The 12732-nt window shown below is 68.3% G+C and carries 6 protein-coding genes; all 6 read left to right on the forward strand.

Annotation, left to right across the window (positions count from 1 at the left end; translation table 11 throughout):
• The first annotated feature begins 530 nt into the window (after positions 1-530).
• The 6 genes from ACFQ3T_RS02800 (at position 531) to ACFQ3T_RS02825 (ending at position 12682) form a co-directional block, all read left to right on the forward strand.
• The gene (locus ACFQ3T_RS02800; RefSeq protein WP_380719399.1) at positions 531-3389 is read left to right on the forward strand and encodes an NACHT domain-containing protein; all 2859 of its coding nucleotides are present in this window, start codon (positions 531-533) and stop codon (positions 3387-3389) included.
• 1353 nt (positions 3390-4742) lie between these two features.
• The gene (locus ACFQ3T_RS02805; RefSeq protein WP_380719401.1) at positions 4743-7616 is read left to right on the forward strand and encodes a hypothetical protein; all 2874 of its coding nucleotides are present in this window, start codon (positions 4743-4745) and stop codon (positions 7614-7616) included.
• An 8-nt stretch (positions 7617-7624) separates the two neighbouring features.
• Positions 7625-8710, forward strand: coding sequence for a hypothetical protein (locus tag ACFQ3T_RS02810; RefSeq protein WP_380719403.1), 1086 nt, complete (start codon positions 7625-7627; stop codon positions 8708-8710).
• Complete coding sequence (locus ACFQ3T_RS02815; RefSeq protein WP_380719405.1) at positions 8697-10163, forward strand: NYN domain-containing protein; 1467 nt, start codon at positions 8697-8699, stop codon at positions 10161-10163. Before ACFQ3T_RS02810 ends, ACFQ3T_RS02815 begins: the two co-directional genes overlap by 14 nt.
• A gap of 62 nt (positions 10164-10225) precedes the next feature.
• The gene (locus ACFQ3T_RS02820; protein WP_380719407.1) at positions 10226-10921 is read left to right on the forward strand and encodes a hypothetical protein; all 696 of its coding nucleotides are present in this window, start codon (positions 10226-10228) and stop codon (positions 10919-10921) included.
• A 420-nt stretch (positions 10922-11341) separates the two neighbouring features.
• Positions 11342-12682, forward strand: a complete 1341-nt coding sequence (locus ACFQ3T_RS02825) for an ISL3 family transposase (protein ID WP_380719444.1) — start codon at positions 11342-11344, stop codon at positions 12680-12682.
• Positions 12683-12732 lie beyond the last annotated feature (50 nt).

Raw genomic sequence — 12732 nt, forward strand, 5'->3', positions numbered from 1 at the left:
GGCACCCACGCACGGGACCGGGTCGTGGCCACCTCACTGCACGACCGCTGCAACTGGACTTCACTGGCCCCGGTGATGCGTGGCCAGCGAGGACCTACCAGCGCTACTGCGACCTGTCGGCCCTGTGGGTCCGGGAGCACCGCTGTGCACCCGATGAACCAGAACGCCGTCTCTTCGCCGGCACGCCGAAGGACCACCGTGCTCATCACCTGTCCGAAGTGCTTCACCACCGACGACGTGCGGCCTCCCTGCGGACTGCCCGATGGCCTGCTGCAGCACCTACTCCACGCCCTACGTGAGTACGAGCACTGCTACAACACCCACCGCCTCACTAGGGCATCGCCAACGGCCAACCAACGCTCACCCGGCTCGACATCCGCCAACGACCGGGCGGATTCATCAACGAATATCACCATGTTGTTTGACCTGCATGGACGGCATTGCGGCAAGCATAGGGCCGCAAAAATCGGTTTTCACCCCCTGTGGGTATGGTTCTTTTCTGGCGGGTTGCGATGCTGCACTGTAGTGGGATGACCGATGCCAGCGGCGTATCTCACCAGGTGACCCAGTCCGCCAGTGCAAAGGGAGGAGTGGTCGTCCAGATCGGCCGTGACGGAACAGTGTTCTTCGGAGACGGCCTGGGCAACGGCGCGGCCGGGAAGCACGCCGAACTTGACGGTTGGGAGTCCGCCCAGGCGCGACTATCCGCCTACCTCGACGCGGCGGTGGAGGTCTTCGAGCGCGATCTGGGCAGGGCCGGCTCGGGGTGGACCCCGGTGCCCATGCAGGTCCAGCAAGTGGCGACGAGGGTGACGACTGCCGCCGGAGGAGGACGTGCGCGGCTGCCGGCGCACGAAGTCCTGGGCGATGGTGACTGCGTACTGGTGGGGGAACCCGGTTCTGGCAAGACGACCGCGTTGATGGCGGGCGCGCTGCGGATCATCGCGCGGTGGCGTGACGAGGTCGACCACACCTGGGTTCCGGTATTCGTCCGGGCAGTGGACCTGGTCTCTCCGCGCCCGCTGCCCGAGGTGCTGGCCAGCGCGGTCAACGCCCGGTTCGGTGCTCTGGGGATCATCCGGAGTTGGTCGTCCGGGTTCTTCCGCGATGCTCCGGCGCCCGCGGGCCGGTGGTTGGTTCTCGTGGACGGTCTCGACGAGGTCGTCTCGGTCTCCCTACGCCGCGCTGTGCTGGAGATGCTGGAGGGCTTCTCTCGGCGCGCGAGCGCGACTTACGGGTTCGTCCTGACGACCCGACCGTTGCCCGACCCGACGGCCAGGCCGTTGCCCGACGACGGCATCCCGGATACGTGGGGGCTCGCCAAGTACCGCATGCTGCCGTTGGGCCGGAAATCGCTGGCGGACCTGGCCGGCCGGTGCTTCGCCGCGGCCGGTGCGGCGGAGCCCGACCGGCTGGTGGAACAGTTCCTGCGGGCCGTTGACCGGGTGGGGGTCGCGAAGCTCTCGCGGGTGCCGTTGATGGCGACCATGCTGTGCGAGTTGTACCTGAACCGGCAGTCGGACGCATTGCCCGCGAGTCGGTACCGACTGTTCGACAGCTACACCGCACTGCTGGGCGAGCGGATGTTCACCGACGACGCCAGCAGTGTCGCCGCCCAGTTGCGCGCGGCCGTCGTCACCGCGTTCGGATCGCCCGCGGCGGACGAGGCAGACCAACTGCTCGACCACCTGCCCGACGTGGTCGCCGCCATCGCCTTGATCCAGCGACGCTCACCGGAACGCACGACGCTGGACCTACTGGACAAGACGACACAAGAACACCGGCCACCCCGGATACCCGAGAACCTGTGGCGGGGCGTCGTCGTGGCGACGGCCCGCCGAACCGGTCTGCTCACCCAGCGGGGAGCCGACCTGGTGTTCCCCCACCGGTTCATCGGCGACTTCCTGGCCGCCCGCCGGGTGGCCGGGAACCGGCGGGAAAGCGCACATGTCTTCCGCAGGATGTTCGGGTCGGTAGGCGGGCGCAACCCGCTGTCCCGATCGCCCTTCGGATCGTCGGGCGAAGACGACGCCAGCGACGCTTCGTCGTTCTGCCGCTTCCTGATCGAAACCTGGGCCGGGCGAAAGCGGTTGCGGTGGGCGCTGCACCTGCTCGTCCGACGCCGCGACGCCAGCGGCCTGGAGGGGTGCCGACTGGTCATCGCGTTGGCCGAGGAAGGCATGCACCTTCCTGGTGGTGTCCTGGCCGCCACCACCGCCGCTCTCACACGGACGGCGACCCGGCACCGGGAACCCGAAGTGCGCCTGGCCGCCGCCCTCGAACTCGCGAAGATCAAGGACGAGCGCAGCCACCGACTACTGGAGGCATTGACCGGTGATCTGACCTCGTCGTTCGAGGTCAGGCTCTCGGCAGCGGTCGGGATGGCCGGCTTGGGACACGACAAAGCGCCAGCCGTGCTGTCCACCCTGGCCCGTGACCACCTGGGCTCGGAAGACTCGCGGCTGGCCGCAGCCTTCGAACTGCTCCAACACGCACCTTCGCTCGGTGCCGACGCCCTGCACCACCTGGCGTTCTCCCCGACCATCTCCGTGCCCCTGCGCTTACAGGCTTCGACAGAACTGCTGGCCGTCGACCGGGATCGCGGAGGCGATGCCATGACGGCGTTGACCAACCCCCGCACCGTCGCTCCCCACGACCGGCTTCTTGCGGCTTTGCAACTTGCCCGTTTCGACGACCGGCGAGCCGGGGCCGCGCTGGCCGACCTGGCAGGAGAACGCGCCGCCGCGTTCGCCGTGCGGTTTTCCGCCGCGGTCGAACTGGGCAGGCTCGGCGACACGCGGCGCGCGTACTGGCTGCACCAGTTGGCGATTGATCGGGAAGTCGCCGTCCCCCACCGGCTGGCCGCCGCGGTGCAACTGGCTGCCGACGACCCTGCAACGGCACGCGACGTGGTCCACGGCTTGGCCTCTGATCCGGCCCGCCACCCTGACTTCCGTCTGGTCGCGACACAGCAGCTGATCGCCCTGGAAGATCCACGCGGCAGGGAAGTACTCATCGACCTGGCGGTGGGCCTGCCACTGGACGACGACATCCGGTTCGACGTGCTCAGTGACTTGATCAGATTGCGCGATCCAGCCGCTTTAGCGGAGCTCGCACGCACCACCGACCACCGGGCGAACCCGGACCCCACCACCGTGCAACGCGCACAGCTCACCCTGGACCGCTTAGTCGATGTCGAGGGCATCGACGGATGGGGAGGCGTCGCCCGATTGGCACACCTCGAACTGCCCATCCGCCTGAAGGCAATCGACCAGTTGAGCAAACTCAACACCACACGCGCCAGGACCCTGCTCGCAGATCTCGCCGACAACACGGCCCTCGACCTTACGATCCGAAAAGCCGCAGCCAACGCCCTCAAACCCAAATGACAACTCGTCAAGTGCCCACAGTTCTCGCCGGGAACATCGCGGCCGCAGCCAGGATAGCTGCATCTTCGACACCACTTGATCGACAGTACGACGCTACGCCGGTTGAACTGGCGGGTCAGAGCTGCAAGGCCGACTTTTGGCACCCCACACGCCGTCGCCCGCCACTCCTGACACAACCGCCCGATCGGCACCGCATCGCTCTACGACCGCACGGAAGGGCGCCAGCCCGCGACCTCGGACATCGCTGCAGCCGGTGAGTACGGAACGCGCCGACGCACCTGCCACCGCGCAGTCTGGTTCATCGGAGGGCGGGGACAGCCTCCGCAACCGGGACTACCGGTACCGCCGGCTGCGCGATGCCGCGCTGTCCCCCTTCTGCTGCCGGCAAAAGCACCTCGAACGGCAGCATCCAAGCGGAGCGATAGAGTCATGCAGGACACCGCAGATCGCCTTCAGCAGAGCCTGAAGAGACGACCACTTGACCAACCGATATGTTGCAGACCCAACCCACAAAATTGCCCACATCGTCCTCTGACCTGCGGAAACACTAAATCAGCAGGTGACGACGGTGCAGGTGAATGCACTTCATTGCAGTTCACTCCGGTTCATTCTCCTTGAATCCTCCCAATCGCCTCCCATCTTCCTCCCACCTCAGGCCCCCGCCGACCGCAACAGTCGTCGAACACATGTGCGTTCGGCGCAAGTGACCAGACTTCACTAGGATTGAGCACTTCAGCGATACGGCTATGTCCGCCGCGTCACTCGCAGATGGCGCGACCACGCCATCCCGGCCCTGCGGCACCGGCGTACACGTTGCGCAACCCGCCTGCCGCGTTCACCTGCGGACTCGACGACCGCTTCCTGCACCTGGCGGGCACCAGCGTGACGAGATGGCCGCCCGAACCACCCCACTGAGGCACCGGGATGCGTTCCGGCGGCTACCCACCAGAACGCGGCCTACTACATGGCCCGGACTGGCGACGCCCCGTCCGACCGCAACGCCGCAGCGACGGACCGACTGTTCCCACACCCGCTGTCCGACCGGCCCGACAACGCCTCCACCGACGACAGCGGTCTGGCGGCATCCTCAACAAGTACCGCCACGCTTCCTGACCTGCGTGGATGACATTTTCGGCAAGCACAGGGGGTACCAGGACACGCATCACGAGTCCTCCACCACCGCGCGCTGATCGAGGTTGGGCCGCTCCACCGAGAGCTGGTCGCGGGTGGTCCCATCCGCAGTTCGGGCGTGCGTAACGGCGTCCGCCGTCGGCACTACATAGGGAGCACCCGTCCTGCCCGCAACAGGTTCGGAACTGAGACTTTCGAATCCGCTATGGGAAGTTGGGCCGCATGAGCAGGTGGGATGAAGCGCTGCACCGGGTGGGTGAGCTGAACGACTCGGTACGCCCTGCCGAGGCCCAGGAGCTGCTCACCGGGATCATCACCGGCTGCTCAGACGCGGAGCTGCGGGAAATCGGGCCGCGCATCGACTCGGCGATCGCGGTCTTCCTGCCCAAACGCCGTCGCCGCTTGCAGGAGGTACTGGTCGGGCGCCTCCAGGTGCGCCGTGCCGAGTCCTCGGCGCTGCCCGTCCCCATGACGGACGACGGAGAGCACGCCGACGCGCACCGGGCCGCGGCGGTCGAGCAGCCGTCTTCACAGAACGGTGACGGACGCCCCATGGTGGCGCAGGCGCTGGCCACGATCGGGCAGCTGAACCGTACCGTGCAGCCGGCACGCGCCGAAGCGGAGTTCCGGGCGTTGCTGGGATCGGCGGACCCTGCGGACCTGTTGTCCTACACCGCCCAGCTCCACGCGTGCCTGGCGGGCTTCCTCCCCAAGCGCCGCCGGGCATTGACCGAGACTCTCGCCGAAGCGCTGCTCCGGGCCGAGCGCGCGGGGCACCGGCCCGAAGCGGAGGCCGACGACTACGCACACGACCCTGCTCCCCCGTCGACGGAGCTCGCCGAGTCCACCGAGTCCGACCGGGGCGTGCCGATCCCGGGCCCGCGGCAGGGGCCGCCACCGGTCGCTTCTCGGCCGCGCCCGGTGTTACCACCGGGCAGTCCCGGCCCAGTGTCCAGAGACCGGTCCAGCACGCCGCTGACGTACTCGAAGAACCGGCTCAGCGAAGACCTCGAAGACCTCGGTCGCCGGCACATCTTCCAGTGGGCGACGTTTTACCGCGACACGCTCTCCCAGTACTTCGAAGCCTTCCTGCCAGAGCTGGAGTCCGGTGACAAGCCCGGGCTGTGGCTCAACCTCGTGAAGGCCGGGCTCAGCCACCACGCGACGGACATCTTCCAGCGCGGGTACCGCTACCAGATGGGGCACAACACCGCTGGCGCGCACTACGCCATCACCAAGTCCCTGGCTGGCTTGCAGCGCTTCCTCGACCTGCCGCTGGAGTTCTACTCCGCCAGGCTGGCGGAGGCCCACCACTCCGGCACGACGCGGCATCTCAGGCAGCTCTGCTCGGCGATGACCTCGGGCATCTTGATCGGCTACTCGAACGCCAGGCTCGACACCGTGGGGAGCAAGATCCTGCCGCGCTTCCCCGGCTCGTGGGTACACGTGCTGCCCTTCCTCACCGCCGACGACCTGCGCGAGCTGATGGGCAACCTGCAACCCGGCGACCTCCTCGACGGGCTCCAGGACTCCGTGCTGCCGTTCGTCCGCGCGCTGGACGTCCTGCTGACCAAGGATCCCTCGGCCGCGCCGCTCCCGGCCCTGTCGCAGTACGCCGACGGCAACCGCCGCCTAGAGGTGTCCCTCCAGGGCGCACCCAGCACGGTGGGGTCGCGGCGTATCGAGGTGCACTGCTACACCTCCGCCAGGTTCGTCGACCGGCTTCAGATCGAGGAGGCTGCGGGGCGCGCGGTCGGCGCCGTCATCGCACCGCTGCGCGCTGACCTGCGGATCCAGTTACTCAGCGCGGAGCGGCTGTCCGACATCGTGGTGGCCACCGGCGGCGGCGCGGCGGCGGAGGAACCGCACACCCGGCTCGTCGCGCTGCTGGAAGACCTCGTCTACGAGACGAAGTCCGCCTCCGGGCAGCGGCCAATCGACTTCAACTTCGCCGCCGAGTTCCCACTGGAGAGCCCGTTCTTGACCCGGTACAGCCACGTCTACCGGACCAGCGTGCGCAGACTCATGCAGTCCTTCGAGCGCCGCAACGGCGTGCGGCTGTGGTGCAGCGTGCGGCGCAGCGGCAAGACCACCGCATGCGCCACCGACCTCGGTTCTACCTCGGGCCAGTCCGTCGTGGTCGCGCAAACCTGCGACTCGACCGGGCAGATGGCCGACGGCGACGTGTTCTACGGTGCAATACGCCGGGCGTTGAGGTCCGGTGACCGGCTGGACGAGGACTTCGTCGGCAGCACGGTCGCGCAATGCCTGTCGGCTTCGACCGAAGCCCGGGTCGTGCTGGTGCTGGACGAGTATGAAACGCTGTTCGGCGACCTGCGGACCTCGATGATCCGGGATCCGGGACTGCGCTACACCGTGGTCCAGCCCCTACTCAACCAGCTGGTCGCTTTCACCCGTGACAACCTGCTCATCTTCATGGGACAGCAGCCCAACGCCCACTGGATCCTCACCGACCAGAACCAGCTCAGCCCGGTCGTCATGCAGGACCCCTTCCCGTTGTTCTCGCACGACGCCGCAGCCACCTCGGTGAGCGAATTCCATGAACTGGTGCAGAAGATGATGAGCAGCCACGTGGACCTGCACCCGGACTTCGTGAACCTGGTCTATGCCGAGACCGGTGGCCACCCGTTCCTCACCGGCAAGCTGCTGGTGTCGTTCTGGGACTGGCTCATCGACAGCCAACGCCCCTCGTCCTGCCTGGCCCCGGTGACCCCCGAGCTGTTTGTGGAGTTCACCAACTCCTGCCTCGGCCACGCCTCCATCGTGCACAACCACCACTACGAGATGTTCAAGCGAGCGGCGGCCGACCATCTCTCGCCGACCGGTCGTGCCAACGAACCGTGGCTCCACTCGGTGTACTCGGCGCTGCGCGCGCTCGTCCTCGCCTCACCAGAGACCTTCTCGTTGCCCCTGCAGCAGTTCATCGCGCTTGCGGAGCGCACCGGCGCCGGGACGTCGCCGGAGGACCTGTTGTCGACCGCGACCCGGGCGAACTTTCTGATGCTCGAATCGGGCGTGGTGCGTCCTCGAATCCGGCTGCTCGGGCGCATCGCCGCCGCAGTCCGGCCGTTCTAGGAGGCGGGATGCGCACAGGGGACCCGGAACCCACCAGGGTGGCCGAGACGATCGCCCGGCTCGACTCGACAGCCGACGCGCCATTGAACACCTACTGGCTGAGCCTCGCCGGCGACCGCAACGCTTACGCCGCCCGCCTGCAACCGCTGCTGCTCGACCGGGGCATCGGCGTCCTAATCGTCAGGAGCAGCGGCTTCACCAACGCCAACGCGCTCATGCTCGACTTGGTGGGCCTGCTGGAGCGCAACCGCCCGGAGTTCCTGGCAGTCCTGGCGCACCCGCGCCCGGACCCGCACCGGATCGGTGTCGTGCTGCTGGCCCGTCGCGAACTGGAGATTGGGCAGGGCTACTCGCCGGTGACCTGGCCTGACTGGGTGCCCGGCGTGGGAAACCTGGAGATCACCTGCTTCATCACCGACGTGACGCGGCGGATCGAGGCGCCGCTCGACGCCGACGAGATCGACATCACCCGCGTGCACCGGGCCGTGTTCGCGCTGGAGGAGGCACTCGTCCGGCGGTTGGTCGCCGTGCACCGACGGGGCCCTGCGCAGCAGCAGCCGTTCTTCAACCGGATCCGGAGACGGTCGGACCCGGACTGGTCTGCTTTCCTGGCCGGCGCCGTAGAGGCGGTGGACGAGGTGCGCACCACGGACTCGTACCGGCCGAACGTGAAGAACGGGAAGTCCGTCGTGTCCCGGCTGTGGGACCTCGCCCAGAACAACTCGCCGCGGATGCTGGTCGGGGTCGACGCCGAACTCGCGACCGCCCTGGGGGCGACCGGCGGTCCGGTGCCAGCGGAACCGTGGGAAGGGCTGATGGCGGTGCTGGCGCGCACGCCTGGCAGCCACGGCTCGCCACCGGAGCGGTTGTGCCGCACCATCCTGCTGGCTGTCCCAGCCGCGTGCCAGTTCCTCACCTGTGTCGCGCATGCGGAGGACTACCAACAGTTCCCGGTGAACCTGCTGACCGCCGTGGTAGACGATCTGTACCGCACGCTGGTGGGCGCCGAAACGTTCCTGAACCACCTGTCCGACGACCGGGCCACCCCGGGCGTGCCCCCACTCCGCCCAGGGGAGAGCGATGAGTCCATCTGACGAGGGTGTCCTGTTGATCGACTGGGAGAACCTGGCCGGGGCGATCCTGGGACGCGGGAAGGTCGTCGAGCGGTCCTACATCGACGACCTGTGGGCGTTCGCCAGCCGCCGGTGTGGTGACCGGCTGCACCATGCGCACATGGCCGCCGCGAAGTTCGACGGGACGATCTCCGCGGCCATGCGGGAGCACATGATCGAGCCGGAGACAGTGCGCAGCACCAAGGAGCAGGCGGACATCGTCCTCACCGTGCTCGCGATGGACTACCTGCACGCCGGTGTCGGCCAGTTCTTCCTCGTCACCGGCGACCAGGACTTCATACCCCTGATCTCACGCCTGCGCCGGGACGGGCGCAAGGTCACCGTCGTCTACGGCGACCCGGGCAAGCTCAGCGGTGAACTCCGGCAAATCCTCACCACGCCCGGCCTCGAGTCGGTCGACATCGCCGAGGTCACCGTACTGCGCGACCGTAAGACCGACACCGGGTGCCGGTCTCTGCTGGGACTGCTCGAACTCCAGCGTCGCGGTCACATCCTGGGCGGCAAGGAGAAGGGTGAGCGCACCGCCCTGCTCGTCCAATGGGCGGTCATCGAGAACGACGACGAGAGCCGGTACTGGTCGCTCATCGACGCACTGGCGGAGAAGGTGCTGCGGATCGATGCGGCATTCCCGGGCAAGGGGGGCGAGTGGCTGTCGAGGTCGGCCACCCGCACCTACGTCAAGCTCACGCCGGAGCACCTGGCCGACATCGACGCGGCGGACCACGCGATCCGGCGGCTGTCCTCGCGGCCGCGCGGGCTGACGATGGCGAGCATGCGCACCGGCCCGTTCCGCACCGACAACGGCACTCTGCTGGACCGTGTGATCGACGGGCTGCTTGCGGTAGGACTGGTGCGCCGCGAAGCCGACGGCACCTTCTCGATCGTCGGACAGCCGCTCCAGTTGGGATACCTGGAGCACCTGTGGCGCGTATACGCCGGGCTCACCGCAGAGTGCTACCGCAGGCGCACCGCGAGCGTCCCGTTCGGTCAGTTGGAACCCCTGCTGGGCAGGCGCGGCATCGGGCAGGGCGCCGACCAGCGGGCCGCAGGCCGGATCAAAGAGGCGATCGCCTACGCGAAGGCGACCGGTGTGATCGATGTCGTGGCGGTGGACGGCCGCCGGCACGCGATGGCACCGGACAGCGCCCTGTCCCGGTTGTTCGAGCAGGCGTACCAGGCGCTGTACGCGGCGTTCTCCGACCGGTTGGGTCAGGCCGTCGCGGAGGAAGACGTGTTCGCCGGCATGGAGGCCAAGGACGAGGCCCGCGCCATTCCGCTGTTCGGCTACGACCTGCGGGACCGGCAGCGCCTACTCCGCATCCTGGCCCAGTCGCAGCTGGTGGTGTGGCGGGACAGGCACGTCACGATCGCGAAGTCCGGTTGGGGAGACGCCGGGCTCGCGCTGCGGCGGTGAGCGTGCGAGCCCGACGCGCACGCACGCCCCGGCGCCCGGCTCCGCTGGGCTTGGTCGCCGTCGTGGTCGTCGCCGCCATCGGCGCCGCGGTGTGGTTCGCGGCGCGCGGACCGGACGGGCGCGCCGGGGCGGTCGTGGGAGCCCTGTCGGCTCTCGCCTCCGCCACCGCCGCGCTAACCGCGCTTCACCTGTCGCGCGAGGCGCTCGCCCGCACCGACCGGCAACTCGCCCACGCGCGCCGGACACTCGTGATCAGCCGTCACCCGCTCCTGCTCCCGGTACACCAGTCGGTGTCGTTCCCAGACTTCTCCGGGAACCTCGCGGCGCACCCGCCGACGCGGGAGCGCTTCGTGCTCACCCCGCCCGCAGTCGGCTCCTACGCCTTCGTCGAGGACACCGGCGACCGTTTCCTGATCCCGGTCGAGAACGCCGGCGAAGGGCCCGCGCTGCGAGTCGCCGGCAGGCTGTGGCGCTCCGACGGCCGCAACGGACCACTGGTCGGTCCCACCGTCCTCGGCGCAGGCAAAGTGGCGGTCTTCACCGCGAGGCTCGGCAGCGATACCAGTGGCCTGCCCGCGGCGTTCGAGGAGGCTGTTAAGGCCTTGGGGGGATCGCCTCGAACGGTCTTCTACTGGCTGGAGGTGTCCTACGTCGACGTGTTCTCCACACCACTGCGGGCCGATGCCTTCTTCGATCCTCGGGACCTGGGCGCGTGGCACCACGTCGCCATCCCGGCAATCGAGATGGACGAGTCGTGATCCGACCTGGTGAGAACGCGCGAACGTGCTATGCTAGTTACAGGGGAGCGGTGGATGATCCGATGTGAACAGTTCTAGCATCTGGTCCGAACCGACTCGACACCCGGCCCCAGCCACCCAGTGGTTGGGGCTTTCGTTTTGCCCTCCACTCTGCTGTCCCGTCCCGGACCAGCCTGTGGGATTGTGCCTGCCGATAACCTCATCCACGCAGGTAGAGGAGGGTCTGTCAAACGAGCGGTTCTGTCACTGATTGCGTGATCAACGAGTTTGGGTGACCGCTGGTGGGTGCTGAGGAGCCTGTGATCATGGGCGGAGTGTGATCGTGACTGGTTGGCAGCGCTGCTGCCGCACCTTGCCGGTGTGGTGGTGGAGCGGGTCGAGCGGACCTCCTCGGGTGTGGGGATCTGGGCGTGCACGAGGGTGAGGACCGCACGCTGCCCTTCCTGTGGTGTCCGGTCGGGTCGGGTACACAGCCGCTATGACCGGAAGTTGGACGATGTGCCGGCGACGGGCCGGCCGGTGGTGCTGCGATTACGGGTGCGCCGGTTCTTCTGCGACGACCAGGGCTGCGTGGTGGGGACGTTCGCCGAGCAGGTCGAGGGTCTGACCGTCGGGCACGCGCGGCGCACCCTGTCGTCGCGCACTGCGTTGGAGTGCATCGGATTGGCGTTGGCGGGCAGGACCGGGGCACGTCTGGCCGCAGGACTCGGTCTGCCTGCCAGTCGAAGCACGCTGCTGCGGTTGGTGCACGCCCTGCCCGATCCGCCGGTCGGGGCGGTGGAGGTGCTGGGAGTCGATGACTTCGCCCTGCGGCGTGGTCGCCGCTACGCAACCGTGTTGATCGACGCGGTCACCCACCGTCGGGTCGATGTGCTGCCAGACCGCAGGGCCGCGACCCTGACCGCCTGGCTGCGCGAGCATCCCGGCGTGAGGATGGTCTGTCGGGACGGCTCGGCCACCTACGCCGAAGCCGTCCGCCAAGGCGCCCCGAACGCGATCCAGATCGGCGACCGGTGGCACATCTGGAGCAACCTGGTGGCGGCGGTGGAGAAGACCGTAACTGCCCACAGCACGTGCTGGTACGTCCGACCGGCACGGCGCACCAAGGCCGCGGAGGAGCGGGCCCTGCAGCGGCACGCCGCGGTCCACGGCCTGCTCGACCAAGGCGTCGGGCTGCTGGAATGCGCACGACGACTCGGGGTGTCGCTCAACACGGTCAAGCGCTACGCCCGCATCCCCTCCGCCGAGGATCTGCGGCGTCCGCCGCCCTACCGGCGCAGCATGGTCGACCCTTACCGCGACCACCTGCGTGCTCGCCTGGCGCAGCAACCCGACGTCCCGGTCACCCACCTGCTCGCCGAGATCCGCGCCCTGGGCTACCCCGGCAGCGCCAACCTCCCGGTCCGTTACCTCAACCAAGGCCGCGCCGAAACCGAACGCGTCCCACCCTCCCTGCGACGCCTGCGGTCCGCGGTGATGGCCCAGCACAGCCAGCCCGCTTCCCGTATGGCCAGCGCCGCCCAGCCTTTGGCGTCCAGCCGTTCCCTGGCGGCCAGGCGCCCCGAAATGAAGCCCACGTTGTTCACGTACTGGCGTGCCACGTCCACGAACGTTCGCGCCTCCGCCTCCTTCGCGCCCGCAGCCTGCCGCACGATCCGCGGCAACGTATACCGCTCGAACGCGGACGCCTCCTCCACCACAACCCGCATCATCCCCAGTTCGCGGTCGGCCTGGCGGATGGTCCGTCCGGCCGACCGCTAGCTCAGCTCGTCCGGACCGAACCGGTCGTTCTGCAGCGCATCCTCTACGTG

It is taken from the genome of Saccharothrix hoggarensis (assembly GCF_042678885.1).
GTDB classification, from domain to species: domain Bacteria; phylum Actinomycetota; class Actinomycetes; order Mycobacteriales; family Pseudonocardiaceae; genus Actinosynnema; species Actinosynnema hoggarensis.